The organism is Stutzerimonas stutzeri, assembly GCF_002909485.1.
GTDB lineage: Bacteria > Pseudomonadota > Gammaproteobacteria > Pseudomonadales > Pseudomonadaceae > Stutzerimonas > Stutzerimonas stutzeri_AH.
This window is the reverse complement of record NZ_PPXG01000006.1, coordinates 89,826-105,593: the sequence shown is the minus strand read 5'-3', so window position 1 is coordinate 105,593 and position 15,768 is coordinate 89,826. Positions and strand designations below refer to the sequence as shown.

The following is a 15,768-nucleotide window of genomic DNA, read 5'->3' as shown; positions in this document are numbered from 1 at the left end:
CGGGACGCGCTCATCCGTACAGAGGCAGGCATGGAAGACGAGTTAGGAGCATTACTGCAACGAGTCGGCCTGGGTCCCGACCAAATCCTTACGCGAAAACGGCTCCTGCAGTGGCAGGCGGGCGACGCCCTGCGCCTGAAGGGAGTGGCGGTGGAGCAGCTGGAGCCCGCACATCGCATCTTCGTCGATAAACTCTACAAGCACCTCGCTGACTTCGGCCAGCCGTCGGCGATGCAGGGTGACCAAGCGGGGCTGTCGCGTATCAAGGAGCGCCAGCAGGAATACTATCGCCGGTTATGGAGCGGTCCGTACGAGCGTAGCTATGTGCGTAATCGCCTGCTGGTTGGTCTTGTGCACCAACGCGTCGGCGTCGACCTTGAGTGGTATTTGGGTGCGTATCGTCTCTACCTGTCGGAAATGCTGCGCAGTCTGCTCGGGAATGGTGAGCAGCAGGCGCTATATGACAGCCTGTTGAAGATCGTCTTCTTCGACATGATTCTGGCCATCGACACCTACAGTGCTGCACAACGACAGGCTCTGGAAGACAGTGAAGCACGCTTGAATCGCGCATTGCGAGGTTCTGAGGACGGCATCTGGGAGTGGGACGTGGAGCAAGATCAGCTTCATCTGTCCGAGCGCTGGACCGCCATGCTGATGATGTCTGCTCAGTCCGTTTACTGCAGTCGCAGTTGGTTCGACCGGGTCTACCCGGACGATCTCCCTGGCCTGCGCGAAGCCATTGCCGATCATCTGAACGGACGCAAGCCGTCACTGGTGCACGAGTATCGGATACGCACAGACAACGAAGACTATCTCTGGGTGCTGGTGCGAGGCGTGGCCGAACGCTGCGAGCAAGGACGGCTGCGCATGTCGGGCTCGCAGACAGACATCAGCGCGCGCAAGGCAGTCGAGGCGTGCCTGCGCCATGCTGCGCGCCACGATGCATTGACTGGCCTAGCCAACCGTCTACACCTTGAGGAGCTGCTCAAGGACGCGCAGCAGCGCCCCAGTGGGCGGGCTGCCGCGCTGCTCTTCGTGGACCTTGATCGCTTCAAGTTGATCAATGACAGCTTGGGACACAGCGCCGGTGATCAAGTGTTGGTTCAAGTAGCGCAGCGACTATTGCGTTGCCTGCGCCCCGGCGATCATCTGGCCCGCTTCGGCGGGGACGAGTTCGTAGCCCTGCTCGGTGATCTTGCGTGCGAAGCAGATGCTGAACGGGTAGCGCAGCGGATGCTGGTCGCATTGCGCGAACCGTTGCAGCTCGGCGAACGCACACTGTCGGTCAGCGCCAGCATTGGGATCGCGCCATTACGACAAGGCGAGCAGGCGTTGAATGCATTACAGGCGGCGGACCTTGCGCTTTACCGAGCAAAGAGCGCCGGCAAGGATCAGTTCGCCTTGTTTTGCGATAGTCTGCTTTTGAAGGCGACCCGCCAGTTGGAACTCGAAAGTGCGTTGGCGCAGGCGCTAACACGCCGGGAGTTTGCGCTGCACTATCAACCGGTTTGCCGTGTCGAGCATGGACAGCCGTATCTGGTGGGTGTCGAAGCGCTGCTGCGCTGGCGCTTCAGCGACAAGCCGGTGACGCCGAACGAGTTCATACCGGTGTTGGAGGAATCTCGCGAGATCGTCCGGGTCGGCGAATGGGTGCTACGTGAGGCTTGCTCTCAGGTCAGGCGTTGGCAGCAGGCGGGGCAAGTGCACCTCTATTGCGCCGTGAACCTATCGATTCGTCAGTTGCAACAGCCCGGCTTCGTCGACCTGGTGGCGCGTGTTCTTCGCGAAACGGGTTTGCCACCGCAAAGCCTGCTGCTTGAGATCACTGAAACCCTGCTGATGCAGGACAGCGAGATGCTGCTGAGCAGCCTGCACGAAATCGCTGCGCTAGGCGTTCGCCTGGCGCTGGACGACTTCGGTACCGGCTATTGCTCCCTTGGCTACTTGAAGCGCTATCCGTTGCACGTGCTCAAGGTGGACCGCAGCTTTATCGCGGCCGCGCCGGATGATGCCGACTCGGTAGCGATCAGCCGCGCGGTGATCGGCTTGGGTGAGAGCCTTGGACTGGCGGTCGTCGCGGAAGGCGTCGAGCGATTCGATCAGGTGGAGTTTCTGGTTGCGGAGGGCTGTCAGATGGTTCAGGGGTACTGGTTCAGCCCACCCAAGCCGGCGGCTGAGTTGCAAAAGCTGTTCGATAGGAAACAGTGTGTCGATGGCTTTTGGGGGCTGCTCGACGGAACGCCAAAAGCGGCTATGTACAGCGTGACGGCACAGTGTGTTTCGGGCTGATTTTTCAGGAGTATGCCTACCTCCAATCGGGCATGCGGGCACTCTTGCGCCTATACAGGGTCAACCTTCTGTGAATCTGATGATTCAAGAATTAGCTGGCAATTAGCCAGCCCACTCTGAAGGAGGTTAACCATGCGTCTTACCTATCTGCTGCCCCCCGTACTCGGACTTCTGCTGGTCGGTTGCGGCCCTGATAACGATCGTGATCGCGAGCCGACGCCGCCTCCGGTGACCACTGAGCAGCCGGCTGCACCTTCCACAGATACCACTACTCCGCCTGCAGGCACTGGCACCGGTACCGCACCAAGCACTGGGACTGGCACCTCCGGTGACATGGCGACTCCGCCCGCCGACAACGGTAGCGGTCTGGGCACCGAGTCTGGCTCGGGCACCGCGCCGAGCACTGGCACTGGTACCGGTACTGGCACCTCGCAGTAAGCGAGACACTACCGCCTGATCCGGGCGCCTCGCGCATAGCGTGGGGCGCTTTCACAGGAGAAACTCATGAAGTGGACACTTGTAATTGCCGGCGCGCTAACCGCGTTAGCCTTGGGTGGTTGTTCGCCGGACGAGGAAGAGTCGGCACTGGACAACAACACCCGCAATCAGCAGGAATATCAGAATACTGCAACCGATCCGGCTGGCCCGCGGCAAATCTCGCCGCCTTCGAATATGGCCAACGAGTAACCGGACCACTCGGCACTGCGCGGATTAGACGAATTGTCCGGCTGCGTAGGCCGAAGCCCAAGCCCACTGGAAGTTGAAGCCGCCCAGGTGGCCGGTGACATCGAGCACCTCACCGATGAAATAGAGGCCTGGTGATTTCTGCGATTCCATGGTCTTGGAAGATACTTCCCGAGTATCTACGCCGCCCAGTGTGACTTCTGCCGTGCGATACCCCTCGGTGCCAGCCGGCACCAGCTGCCAGTCGCCAAGCTTGTCCGCGATTGCCTCCAGCTCGTTGGGTGAGTATTGCTTGAGCGGTTTGGAAACGAACCAGTGCTCGCAAAGCAACCCCGCCATCTTGCGCGTGAAAACCTCCCCGAGCAGTGTCTTGAGCTCCGTGTTGGGGCGTTCTTGCCTCTGTACCGTCAACCACTCGCTTAGGTCCAAATGCGGCAACAGGTTGATATGCACCACTGCGCCGGGGTGCCAGTAGGACGAGATCTGCAGAATCGCGGGGCCGGACAACCCGCGATGGGTGAATAGGATGTTCTCGCGAAAGCTCTGGCCGTCACAGCTAACCTGACAATCTTCCACGGACGTGCCGGATAGCTCGGTGCAGATGGCTTTGAGCTGAGGTTCGGTAATGGTGAACGGCACCAGCCCAGCCTTGGTTGGCAGCACGTTGTGGCCGAACTGCCGAGCGATCTGGTAGCCAAAGCCGCTGGCGCCCAGCGTCGGGATCGATAGGCCGCCGGTGGCAATCACCAACGATTGGCAGCGCACCGGGCCGAGGCTGGTTTGCAACACGTAGCCCTCATCGCGCTTCTCGATCGACTCGACGGCGGTATCCAACCGCAGGTCAACGCCTGCCTGCACGCACTCGTCCAGCAGCATCTCCAGGATGTCGCTGGACTTGTTATCGCAGAACAGTTGACCGAGTTTTTTCTCGTGATAGGGCACCCCGTGGCGGCTGACCATCTCGATGAAGTCCCATTGGGTGTAGCGCGCCAGCGCGGACTTGCAAAAGTGCGAGTTGCTGGAGAGGAAGTTCGCCGGCTCGGTGTACAGATTGGTGAAGTTGCAGCGCCCGCCGCCCGACATCAGGATCTTCTTGCCGGCCTTGTTGGCGTGATCGAGCAGCAGTACCTGGCGGCCTCGTGCCGCTGCCATAAAGGCGCACATCAGCCCGGCAGCACCTGCGCCGATTACCACCACGTCAGTCTGCACCACTGCATACCTCGTCCAGAAAACGCGCGATGGTACTCCTGCTGCTGCCTCGGCGCAGCCATGCATCCGACGAGACGCGGGCGCCAATCCGCTCGCTTTGTGCTTTGATGGCGCTTCGCCAGAAATAGCGAGATAGATGTGACGGGTAAAGGACGTTTTCTCGGCTTGATACTGCTGCTGGCAAGCGCTTCATTGCCCGCAGAGGTGCTGCGCATGGCGGGTAACATCTGGCCGCCCTATACCGATAGCGACCTGCCAAACGATGGTTTGTCCGTCGACCTCATTCGAACTGCGCTCGGTCGTGGCGGTTATCGGGTGGAATACGTCGAGGTGCCCTGGGAGCGCGCGCTGTTGGGCCTCAGCAACGGCAGCTTCGACATGATCAACGGCTGGGATACAGAGAAGCGGGTCGACTACTCGCGTAGCTCCCGGCCGTTTCTGGTCAATCGAATACGCTGGTTACAACGACGTGGCAGTGATTTCCGTTATGACGGACTCGATAGTCTTATTGGCTATCCGATCGCGCTGAGCCGTGGCTACATGTACAGCGACGAGCTGGACAACGACTCTCGCCTGCAGAAAGGCTACGCCGCCAATTTTGTGCAGGCAGCCAAGATGCTGATCGTTGGGCGGGTCGATCTCACGCTGGAAGACGAGCGCACTGCGCGGTACCACCTTGAGCGCGAACTGGGACATGAGAGGGATGCTCTCTCATTCGTGCCGGGTGAGTTCAGGCGTATCGGGCTTTCGCTGGTGGTTCGTAGCGACCACCCTCGTGTGACCGACATCATCGCTACGTTCAATACGGAAATCGCCGCGATGGTCGAGGACGGCACCTATGCGGCGATCTTTCAGCGTCACGGGATGCCTGCACCCGATGCGTTGCCCTAGCTCGGCGGCTGTCGTTTGACCAGGTGCGCCGCCATGCTGCGTAGCGGCGCCAGCTGACGGCAGATCAGCCCCAACTGCGTCTGTAGCAGACGATGGCTGTCATCTATGTCTTCGGAAGCCTGCTCCAGCTGTTGCGCCAAGGCCTCTTCCGTCTCGTCGTATACAGCTACCGGCTGGTTCTGCTGCAGGCTTTTGGCCAGCTCGTCGAGGCTGCTCGCCAGATGCTGTGCGGCGCTTTCCAGCATCTCATCACGAGCGTCATCGGGCAGGCTTTCTCGGTGGGCGCCAAGCCCTGACAGATAATTCAGCAGGGTGTGAGAGAGGATCAGAAAGCGAAAGCCGGTTTCGGCGTCCTTCCGAAAGTGCCCGGGCTCCAGCAGCATATTCGACAGCGTGGTGGACAGCGCCGCATCGGCGTTGTGCGCGTTGCGCCGGGCCAGTCGATAGGCCAGGTCGTCGCGTTTGCCGCTGTCGTACTGACGCATGATCTGGCGCAGATAGTCGCTGTTGCAGCTGAGGGTATTGGCGACCACCTGGTTGAGGCGCCGCCCTTGCCAGTCCGGCAGGATGAGGAACACCGCGGCCGCGGCGATCAGGCTGCCTAGCAGGGTATCGAACAGTCGCGGCAAGATCAGCCCGTAGCCATCGCCGACCTGATTGAAGCAGAACAACACCATCAGGGTGATTGCCGCAGTGGCCAGTGTGTAGCGAGTACTGCGGGTGGCGAAGAACACCACGCCGGCGATGACCGCGAAAAGTGCCTGTATCGGCTGGCTGGGGAACAGATCGAAAAGCGCCCAGCCGGCGATGAGCCCCAGCAAGGTACCGCTGATGCGCTGCACCAGCTTTATCCGCGTGGCGCCATAGTTGGGCTGGCAGACGAACACGGTGGTCAGCAATACCCAATAGCCCTGCTCGGGATGGATGGCATGCAGCACGGCGTAGCCGCAGACCAGGGCGATGGTCATGCGTAGCGCGTGGCGGAACAGCAGCGAGGTTGGCGTCAGTTGTTGGCGAACACGATTGAACGCGTCGCGCAGCGTCTGCGGTTGGCGGTCGAGCAGACTGCTGTCTTGCTCGCCTTCCAGAGTGCCGGGATCGCTGGCGTTGGCGAGCTGGCGCTGCAACGTGGAAAGGTTGCCCGACAGCGCGCGCAGCGAACGGAGCAGGCCGCGCCAGGCCGGATTGTTCTGCCCGCGCAAGTGCTCCAGGGAAGCCTGCAGGTCTTCGAGCGCCTGCGCGTTGGCGTCGCTGTAGCGAAACGCCTGGCGCATCTGCATGGCTTCGCCGAGCTCGGCACACGCACTGGCCTGCAGGCGCAGCAGGCGCTGACAGCGAAACAGCACGTCGCTATGGAAGAAGGCTTCGGCCAGCGCCTGATAAGGGTAGTGCGATGAGCTGACCCGCTCATGCAGGTCTTGAGCAAGAAAGTAGAGTTTCAAATAGTGATTGATCTTGCCGCCGGCGCGGCCGTTGCCCAGGCGGTGCAACAGGGTTTCCTTGGCCGCGTTGAGCGCGCTGACCACCCGTCCGTTCTGCTGCGCCAGCTCGAGCCGGCGCTGCTCCACGTCGAGCTGGCGCACGGGTTCGAACAGCGCCGCCTTGTAACGGAAGTACAAACCCAATTCGCGATACAGACGTGCCAGGCTTTGCTGCACCGGCTGGTGGGCGAACAGCGCGTTCCAGCACACCGAAAGCAAACCGTACCAGGCAGCGCCGGCGATCAGCAGCAACGGATCACGCCAGAAGTGCTGCAGTTCGCCGGAACGCTGATCGGCGGCGATCATGCTGTAGATCGCGAGGATCAACGTTGCCTGCGCAATCGCGCCGTAACGCTCACCGAGCGCGCCGAGCATGACCAGCGCGAAGGTCGATAGCGCCAGGCCGGCGACGAATAGCCAGGGGTAGGGGAACATCAATTCGACCGCGACTGCGGCGATGCTGAAGCACAGCAATGTAACCAGCAGGGCGTTCAGCCGGCCGAGCCAGCTGTCATCGGTTTCTGCCAGCGCGCTGGCGATGATGCCGAGAAACAGCGGAATGATCAGTTCCGGTTGGCCGAGGTGCCAGCTCAGGCCCATGCTGCCGGTCATGGCGATCAGAACGCGCAGGCTGTAGCCGAACTTCTCCAGCGCCCAGAGGCGGCGTAAAAACTGGCTGAGCGAGGGTTGCGGCATGAATCGATCCGTTGGGGGTAGGCTGGGTTTGACGACGCCACCGCTAACGCTGTCACGGCCAGCCCGTGCATTCAATCTCAGCGGCCAGCCACCTGCGCCCGCGATCCACAGGAGCGGGCGCTGAGGGTTGTCAGAGCACGCGCACCTTCAGCGAGCGGCCCTTGATCTTACCTTCATTCATGCGTTTGAGCGCCTGCTTGGCCACGCCACGCTCGACGGCCACAAAGGCCTGGAAATCGAAAATGGCGATCTTGCCAACCTGGGTCCCGGGAATGCCGGCATCGCCAGTCAGTGCGCCGAGAATATCGCCCGGCCGCAGCTTGTCCTTGCGGCCTGCACCGATGCACAGCGTCACCATTGGCGGCTGCAATGGCTCACCTGCCTGGACTTTCAGGCTATCGAGCGGGTGCCAATTGAGCGGAGCCTTTTGCAGCTTCTCGATTGCCTGCGCACGATGGGCTTCGGCCGGTGCGACCAGGCTCATGGCTAGGCCCTGATTGCCAGCGCGTCCGGTACGACCAACGCGATGCACGTGTATTTCCGAGTCGCGCGCCAGTTCGACGTTGATCACCATGTCCAGCGCATCAATGTCCAGTCCACGGGCCGCGACGTCGGTCGCCACCAGTACCGAGAGGCTGCGGTTGGCGAACATGGCCAACACCTGGTCGCGATCGCGCTGCTCCAGATCGCCGTTGAGCGCCATGGCCGAAATGCCTTTAGCGGTCAGGTGTTCGACCAGCTCCTGGCATTGCTGCTTGGTGAAGCAGAAGGCCACGCAGCTTTCCGGGCGGAAACTGGCCAGCAGTCGCACGACTGCTTCCATGCGTTGCTCGGGGTCGATTTCGTAGAAACGCTGCTCGATCTGCGTATCGTCGTGCAGGGCCTCGGCGCGTACCTGTTGCGGGTCGCGCATGAAGCTTGCCGACAGCTGCTTGATACCGCTCGGGTAGGTGGCGGAGAACAGTAGCGTCTGCCGCTTGGCGGGTGTCTGGCCGATGATTTCGGCAATGGCGTCGTAGAAGCCCATGTCCAGCATGCGGTCCGCTTCATCGAGCACCAAGGTGTTCAGGCCGTCGAGCTTCAGCGTGCCTTTCTTGAGGTGTTCCTGTATGCGTCCCGGCGTGCCGACGATGACGTGCGCGCCATGTTCCAGCGAGGCGATCTGCGGGCCGATGGATATGCCGCCGCAGAGGGTGAGGATTTTGATGTTGTCTGCCGCCCGCGCCAGTCGACGCAGTTCCTTGGCCACCTGATCGGCCAGCTCCCGGGTTGGGCACAGAACCAGCGCCTGGCAGCCAAAATAGCGAGGATTGAGCGGCTCAAGCAGAGCGATACCGAATGCAGCGGTCTTGCCGCTGCCGGTCTTGGCTTGGGCGATCAGGTCTTGCCCCTTGAGCATGACCGGCAGGCTCTGGGCCTGAATCGGCGTCATCGCCGTGTAGCCGAGGGCATCGAGATTGGCGAGCATGGCGGCGGAAAGGGGCAGCGATGAAAAGACGGTACTGGGCACGGAAAGGATCTTCGGCTGGGGGGCGATCCGCAGTCTATCAGGCCATCGCACTATGCGCCGGTGACAAGGTGCTGGTGTGGCCATCCGCTGGCACGGCGAAACGTTTTGAAAGGCCAGTGAATGGAACCCCAACGGGGGAGGTCGATCGAAAAATATCCATGTTCCGTACTCAGGAGGTTTGTTTTGTCTCGTGTTCTTTTCCTTGCTGGGTTGTTGGCGCTACCCGCGTTTGCAGCCGAGCCCACCCTTTACGGACGTTACGAACACATCAAAATCGAGCAGATCGGCAAGACCCTACCCGCCAAGATGGATACCGGTGCCATGACCGCATCGTTGTCCGCACGTGACATCGAGCAATTCCAGCGAGATGGAGAGGACTGGGTACGCTTCCGCCTGGCAGTCGAGGGTGCGGATGACACGCTTTATGAGCAGCGCCTGCTCGGCATCAGCCGCATCAAGACCCGTGCCGAAGAGGCCGGCAACGTCGACCCTGACAGCGAGCCGCCACGGGCAGAGCGCCCAGTGGTAGGCATGCAGCTGTGCATCGGCGATCAGCTGCGTGAGGTCGAGGTCAATCTCACGGACCGCACCCACTTCAGCTACCCCTTGCTGATTGGTGCCGAGACCATCCGAGACCTTAATGCCGCAATCTATCCGACCGAGAAGTACACGGCCGGTCAGCCAACCTGCTGACGCGCAATCGCCATTGGCACGCGTCACCCGCCAGGCCGCACCGGCCTGGCTTAGGCCCAAGAAAGGCAGCGCTGCTTCGCGCTCGCTCATAGCTCCCAACAGCGCGTGATCGTTCGCCTCGGTCCGACAGGCCGATCGGGGCCTTTACCTGTGGCGTTGATACCGCGGTGCAACACAATTCCTTTCCAGCCAGCAGACCCTGCGGGGCGTGCCGGAAGAACGTGCTCTGGTCTCACGGAAATACGTTACGTATAAGCAGACCCTAAAAACACGACCGGCCGTTTCGTTTGCAATCAAAAGGCAATATAAGAAAGTTAGTTTAAGTTAGTTGTTTATATTTAAGGTCTTTTGTTTGTTGTATTGTTTTACGTATTTTATTGCTTTTAAATATTGTCGATGTTGTTTGCTAGTATTTTTTTAATTGAAGCCTAGCCAATATTAGCTTGTAACCGGCCAGTATTGAGAGTGCTCCTGGGGGACGCCCGGACCAAGCCGCCGACCGCCGCGTCAGCTCGCCGCACTGTTCAGCGCGAAAAGCGTCTGCCATGAAGGTTTCGGCGAGCGGTTTGCGCGATGGCCTATGGCTACGTTCAGGCGCATTTTCAGGGCCTCTCCCGTACGTGGACGGGTCTTTGCGTGTTGTTTGTCAGACTAAAGTCGGGGCTTTCATTCATTAACCCACCCCTGTTAAATTCAGGATGTGGGTTCCCTTCACACGTAATAAAAATAAGGCGGAGAACGTCAATGGCCGACAACGATAAAGAAAATGCTGCTGCGTACTGGAAGGCGAATGTTCGCCTTATCACTTGGAGCTTAGTGGTCTGGGCTCTGGTCTCATATGGTTTCGGTATCCTCCTGCGTCCGCTGGTGGCCGGCATCCCGGTTGGGGGAACGGATTTAGGCTTCTGGTTCGCTCAACAGGGTTCCATCATTACGTTCATTGCGATCATCTTCCACTACGCGTGGCGGCTGAACAAATTGGACAAGGAATTCGGGGTTGAGGAGTAACCACAATGAGCCAATATTGGATCAACATGATGTTCGTGGGCGCGTCCTTCCTGCTTTATATAGGGATTGCGATCTGGGCCCGCGCTGGGTCGACTAAGGAATTTTATGTCGCTGGCGGCGGCGTTCACCCCGTAACCAATGGTATGGCGACTGCGGCTGACTGGATGTCAGCGGCTTCCTTCATCTCCATGGCGGGTCTGATCGCCTCCGGCGGTTATGCTACGTCGGTTTACCTGATGGGCTGGACTGGCGGCTATGTGCTGCTGGCGATGCTGCTGGCACCCTACCTGCGCAAATTCGGCAAGTTCACCGTGCCGGACTTCATCGGTGACCGCTTCTACAGTCGTGGCGCTCGCCTGACTGCAGTCGTCTGCCTCATCCTCATCTCCGTTACCTACGTAATCGGTCAGATGGCGGGTGCTGGTGTGGCGTTCTCTCGCTTCCTGGAAGTGAGCAACGACGTTGGTATCTGGCTCGCTGCCGCCATCGTGTTTGCCTATGCGGTATTTGGCGGCATGAAGGGCATCACCTACACCCAGGTGGCGCAGTATGTGGTGTTGATCATCGCCTACACCATTCCGGCCGTGTTCATCGCCATGCAGCTGACTGGCAACCCGATTCCGATGTTCGGCATGTTCGGCACCCATACCGAGTCTGGTATGCCACTGCTGGATAAACTGGATACCGTCGTTCAGGAACTCGGCTTCGCTGCTTATACCGCTGATGTCGACAACAAGCTGAACATGTTCCTGTTCACCCTGTCGCTGATGATCGGTACTGCTGGTCTGCCTCACGTAATCATTCGCTTCTTCACCGTACCGAAGGTAGCTGACGCTCGTTGGTCCGCTGGCTGGACCCTCGTCTTCATCGCTCTGCTGTACCTGACCGCTCCGGCTGTTGCCTCCATGGCGCGTCTGAACCTGATTGAAACCATCTATCCGGAAGGTCCGCAGGCTGAGGCGATCCTCTATGAAGAGCGTCCGGACTGGATTCAGACCTGGGAAACCACTGGCCTGATCAAGTGGGAAGACAAGAACGGCGATGGTCGTGTGCAGATGTACAACGATGCCAATGCCGGCTTTGCTCCTACCGCACAAGAGCGTGGTTGGAACGGCAACGAGCTGACTGTTAACAACGACATCATCGTGTTGGCCAACCCGGAGATTGCCAATCTGCCAGGCTGGGTCATCGGTCTGATCGCTGCAGGTGCTATCGCTGCTGCGCTTTCCACAGCCGCGGGTCTGTTGCTGGCGATTTCGTCTGCAATCAGTCACGACTTGATCAAGACGATCATCAATCCGAAGATCAGTGAAAAGAACGAGATGTTGGCGGCTCGTCTGTCCATGACGGCGGCTATCCTGCTGGCAACCTGGTTGGGTCTCAACCCTCCCGGTTTCGCCGCTCAGGTAGTAGCACTGGCGTTCGGTCTTGCAGCTGCAAGCCTGTTCCCGGCGCTGATGATGGGGATCTTCTCCAAGCGCGTGAACAGCAAGGGTGCCGTCGCGGGGATGGTGGTTGGTGTGGTGAGCACCGCCGTATACATCTTCCTGTACCTGGGCTGGTTCTTCATCCCTGGCACTGCAAGCATCCCGAACACGCCTGATCAGTGGTGGATGGGTATTTCCCCGCAGGCCTTCGGTGCTGTCGGTGCGATGCTGAACTTCGCAGTGGCTTACGCCGTATCCCTGTCGACTGAGGCTCCGCCGCAGGAGATTCAGGATCTGGTAGAAAGCGTTCGTACCCCGAAAGGTGCTGGCGCTGCGCTTGATCACTAACTGATAATGCAACCAGACGTCAGACTTGCTCTGACACGAGGTTGAAGTAGAAGTCGGGCTTCCATTTGGAAGCCCGATTTTTTTGAGGGGGATATATATGTTCTGGCATCTGATCGCGGCAGCCGTCGCTGGTGTGGCGGGCGCGGGTATTGGATTGCTGCTGCGCTCCCTGACGCGTAAGCGGCTGCCGAAGTGGATCATTCCAGTGTTCGCCGGCCTGGGTATGCTGGCTTACACCATCCATTACGAATACACCTGGTTTGAAACCACCAAACTGCGCCTTCCAGAAGGATCCGTGGTCGTTTCAAGTGAGGAGGGTGAGATGTTGTGGCGGCCTTGGACGATGATCTTTCCAATGCCGTTGGCCTATGTCGTGCTGGATGGTGCGAGTGCGCAAATTCAAGATACGGACAGGGGCCGAATTGCCCGTTTCGTTCTGTATCGCTTCGAAAAGCATCACCTGATATCCACCGTGAAGAACAGTCCTCATCAGATGCTCTGCACAGAGAACGTGATGTTCAGATTGAATGAAGCTGGTCAGGCGAAGATCGAGACAGCGACCGAGCTGGCGGAAGATTCACCGCTGTACCAGGCCATTTGTGGCGCCGGCCGATAATAGGCTCCTTGCGCACCAGGCGGACTCCGCGCATCGGTATCAACTGATGCGCGCCGTTATGGCGTGTCGCTTACCAGAATTGCGGACGGCCGTTACTCAGCGGATATCCCACCAGTAGGTTCCGCAACGGAGCCGGCAGCTGATGTCAGCCGCCTTGGTAATACCGATCGACCTATATTCCTTACCGCTATCACCTTGGCTTTGGCGACGCTTGAAGAAAGGCTGTGCGCCGTTCAGATCGAGTTGAACGCGGCTTTGCGCGCGCGTTGCCAGCATCTGAGCCGCTGAGCCAGCTCGTCGATGCTGGTGAGCCCCATGCGTTGGGCTCGGTTCAGCAGGATCAAGGCAATTTCTGCTGTGGCCATCGCATCGGCGGATGCGTTATGGCGTTGCGGTATGTGGATATCGAAGTACTCGAGCCAGTGATCCAGCCCGCCACGATGAATCATCGCTTCCGGAAACAGCATCGGAGCCAGGTCGGCGACGTCGAGGAAGGTGTGTTCCAGCGCGTAACCCAGCTCGTTCTTCAGCGCGCGGGCCAGCATGCGCTGATCGAAGGGCGCATGAAAAGCCAGAATAATGCTGTCGGAAGCGAACTCCATGAAACTGAGCAGCGCCTCGGTCGGAGGGAGTCCAGTCGCCAATTCGCTGGGTGCTATGCCATGGATCAGCACGCTTTCGGTGACCTTGACCTGGCGGCAAAGCGTGCATTCGAACTGTTTGGAATAGCTGATGGCGCCATCTTCGATGGTGACTGCGCCAATGGCGATGACCAGGTCGCGCTTGAGGTGCAGGCCGGTGGTTTCCAGATCCAGAACCACCATGCGTTGCTGGCGCAGCGGGATGGCCTGCGGCAGGACGGGCTTCGGCAGCTCGTCGATGCGTTGCTGCTGCTCCGGGGGAAGCTTCGGTCCGCGAGGGTTGAACCAGAACATGCTCATAGTTGATAGCGCACCGCGAGGCTGGCCTGCAAACGCTGCGCCTGACGGAAGGATTCGCGCAGGATGCGACGGTCGAGAATGTTGAGCGTATCCGGATCCAAGCGGTTGGAATAGGGCAGTCCATCGCGTGCCTGCTGTTGGTGATGCTGCATGCGGGTCTGTTGGATGAAATGATAGGCCTCTTCGTAGGCCGCTCCATCCTTCTCCTCGATGACGCCTTTCTCAACCAGCTTGCGCAGGCGTTCAAGGGTATTGCAGGTACCGATGCCGTTGCTCAACGCCAGCAAGCGAGCGCCATCGACGAAGGGCGTGAGGCCCTGCACCTTTAGATCTAGCGTGTCCTTGCCTTCGCCTTTGCGTGCCACGACAAAGTCGCGGAAACGGCCCACAGGTGGGCGATGACGCAGCGCGTTGTCGGCCATCATGCGCTGGAACAGGGTGTTATCGGTGATTTCCCCGATCAGGTCACGACGCAACTGGTCGCAGCCCTCCGATGGACCCCAGATGCTGCGCAGATCGAAATAGATGGTGCTGCCGAGCAGATTTTCGGGAGTCGCCTCGCGGATGAACGAGCTGAAGCGACGACTCCACTCCTGGCGCGACAGACACAGCTGCGGGTTGCTGGCCATGATGTTGCCCTTGCACAGGGTGAAGCCGCAGGTGTCGAGGTCGCGGTTGATGCGCTCGGCCAAGGGCAGCAGGCGGCCGCGGATATGCGCGGCGTCGGCGGCGTCAGTGGCTTCGAAGAGAATGCCGTTGTCCTGGTCGGTGTGCAGCGTCTGCTCCTGGCGACCTTCGCTGCCGAAGCATAGCCAGGTGAAAGGCACCCCCGGATCGCCCAGATGCTCGATGGCCAGTTCGATCACCCGGCAGACGGTGTGGTCGTTTAGCAGGGTTACGATCCGGGTGATCTGGGTCGATGAGGCGCCGTGGGCGAGCATGTTGTCGACCAGTTGAGTGATGCGGCTGCGGATGACCACCAGCGCGTCGACACGATTGGCGTGGCGAATGGTTTGCGCCAGATGCACCAGATCCACGCGCTGCAGAGAAAACAGGTCACGCTCGGAAATCACGCCCTGGAGCAGGCCATTTTCTACTACACAGACGTGGGCGATATGCCGTTCGGTCATGGCGATGGCGGCATCGAACGCGGTGGCGTCGGGGGGCAGGTAGAACGGATCATGGGTCATGAACTGCGAGATTGGCTGGCTCAGGTCGGTGGTGCCGGTGCCAATGGCCCTTCGCAAATCGCGCAGCGTGAAGATGCCTTGCGGATGCAAAGCCTCGTCGACGATGACGATGCTGCCGACGTTCTCCTGCTGCATCATCGACACGGCTTCGTTGAGCGGTCGGCTTGGTAGGCAGGAAACGGGATGATGCAGCGCCAGCTCGCCGATGCTGGTTTCCAGGGAATACTGCTCGCCGAGACTCTCCACCGCGCGCATCTGTGCCTGCTGGTTGACCAGATCGAGCAGGCTGCTGACGCCGCGAATGGCGAAGTCGCGGAACACGTCGGAGGTGGAGACTAGCTTGACGAAAGCGGGTTTGTTCAACAGGAAGCAAAAGGTGTCATCTGCGGCCAGGTGTGCGGTGCGCGTAGCTCGCTCACCCATGAGGGCTGCCATTGGAAAGCACTCGCCGACGATGACCTCGAACGTGGTGTCGGTGCCGCGTTTTGCGGTATGCGGACGCTGACCATGAACGCGCCCCTGCTTGACGATATAGAAGTGCTGCACCACCCCGTCATCGGGTGAAATGATGCAATCGCCTTCGGCATAGAAGCGCAACTCACAATTTTCCACCAGATAAGCGAGGTGGGCCGGCTCCATCTGGTTGAACGGGGCGTACTTGCGCAGAAACTCCATGGTGCCATGGATGTTCTGCAGTACTGCCGTCTTCCCAGCCTGGGAGAAGGCGTCGGGTGTGCTCATGGTCGGCTTCCATTTTTTGTTAATGGTGGGCTGCAGGTCGTTCG

At 59.8% G+C, this 15,768-nt stretch carries 13 protein-coding genes; 8 read left to right on the top strand and 5 right to left on the bottom strand.

From position 1 onward, the window contains the following. Positions 1-30 precede the first annotated feature (30 nt). The 3 genes from CXK91_RS15330 to CXK91_RS15320 all read left to right on the top strand — a co-directional run bounded on the left by CXK91_RS15330 (position 31) and on the right by CXK91_RS15320 (position 2,976). Positions 31-2,289 carry an EAL domain-containing protein gene (locus CXK91_RS15330; protein WP_103456982.1) on the top strand — a complete coding sequence of 753 codons (2,259 nt, stop codon included), beginning with the start codon at positions 31-33 and terminating at the stop codon, positions 2,287-2,289. 132 nt (positions 2,290-2,421) lie between these two features. Continuing rightward, a complete protein-coding gene (locus CXK91_RS15325) occupies positions 2,422-2,727 on the top strand; it encodes a hypothetical protein (RefSeq protein ID WP_103456981.1) in 306 nt (101 codons plus the stop codon). A gap of 66 nt (positions 2,728-2,793) precedes the next feature. Then, complete coding sequence (locus CXK91_RS15320) at positions 2,794-2,976, top strand: hypothetical protein (protein ID WP_103456980.1); 183 nt, start codon at positions 2,794-2,796, stop codon at positions 2,974-2,976. A gap of 24 nt (positions 2,977-3,000) precedes the next feature. On the opposite strand, the gene CXK91_RS15315 is transcribed toward CXK91_RS15320, so the two are convergent. Then, the gene (locus tag CXK91_RS15315; protein ID WP_103456979.1) at positions 3,001-4,185 is read right to left on the bottom strand and encodes an NAD(P)/FAD-dependent oxidoreductase; all 1,185 of its coding nucleotides are present in this window, start codon (positions 4,183-4,185) and stop codon (positions 3,001-3,003) included. Between the two features lie 210 nt (positions 4,186-4,395). On the opposite strand from CXK91_RS15315, the gene CXK91_RS15310 reads away from it, so the two are divergent. Further along, positions 4,396-5,073: a substrate-binding periplasmic protein gene (locus CXK91_RS15310; RefSeq protein ID WP_256055790.1), complete on the top strand. Its 678-nt coding sequence runs from the start codon at positions 4,396-4,398 to the stop codon at positions 5,071-5,073. Here the strand turns inward: CXK91_RS15310 and yccS are convergent. Then, positions 5,070-7,250, bottom strand: coding sequence for a YccS family putative transporter (gene yccS, locus CXK91_RS15305; protein ID WP_103456977.1), 2,181 nt, complete (start codon positions 7,248-7,250; stop codon positions 5,070-5,072). The genes CXK91_RS15310 and yccS overlap by 4 nt on opposite strands. Before the next feature lie 130 nt (positions 7,251-7,380). Beyond that, positions 7,381-8,760, bottom strand: coding sequence for an ATP-dependent RNA helicase DbpA (dbpA, locus tag CXK91_RS15300; protein WP_103456976.1), 1,380 nt, complete (start codon positions 8,758-8,760; stop codon positions 7,381-7,383). A 183-nt stretch (positions 8,761-8,943) separates the two neighbouring features. Between dbpA and CXK91_RS15295 the strand changes: the two genes are divergently transcribed. The 4 genes from CXK91_RS15295 (at position 8,944) to CXK91_RS15280 (ending at position 12,852) form a co-directional block, all read left to right on the top strand. Continuing rightward, positions 8,944-9,453: an ATP-dependent zinc protease gene (locus CXK91_RS15295; protein ID WP_103456975.1), complete on the top strand. Its 510-nt coding sequence runs from the start codon at positions 8,944-8,946 to the stop codon at positions 9,451-9,453. Between the two features lie 744 nt (positions 9,454-10,197). Beyond that, a complete protein-coding gene (locus tag CXK91_RS15290) occupies positions 10,198-10,461 on the top strand; it encodes a DUF4212 domain-containing protein (RefSeq protein WP_003282672.1) in 264 nt (87 codons plus the stop codon). Positions 10,462-10,466: 5 nt separating this feature from the next. Beyond that, positions 10,467-12,236 (top strand): sodium:solute symporter family protein, encoded by a 1,770-nt coding sequence (locus CXK91_RS15285; RefSeq protein ID WP_103456974.1) that lies wholly within the window; start codon positions 10,467-10,469, stop codon positions 12,234-12,236. A gap of 97 nt (positions 12,237-12,333) precedes the next feature. Beyond that, positions 12,334-12,852: a hypothetical protein gene (locus tag CXK91_RS15280; protein WP_103456973.1), complete on the top strand. Its 519-nt coding sequence runs from the start codon at positions 12,334-12,336 to the stop codon at positions 12,850-12,852. A gap of 233 nt (positions 12,853-13,085) precedes the next feature. On the opposite strand, the gene CXK91_RS15275 is transcribed toward CXK91_RS15280, so the two are convergent. Then, positions 13,086-13,793, bottom strand: coding sequence for a 3'-5' exonuclease (locus CXK91_RS15275; RefSeq protein ID WP_103456972.1), 708 nt, complete (start codon positions 13,791-13,793; stop codon positions 13,086-13,088). Beyond that, positions 13,790-15,724: a putative nucleotidyltransferase substrate binding domain-containing protein gene (locus CXK91_RS15270; RefSeq protein WP_103456971.1), complete on the bottom strand. Its 1,935-nt coding sequence runs from the start codon at positions 15,722-15,724 to the stop codon at positions 13,790-13,792. The genes CXK91_RS15275 and CXK91_RS15270 overlap by 4 nt, the downstream gene beginning before the upstream one ends. Positions 15,725-15,768 lie beyond the last annotated feature (44 nt).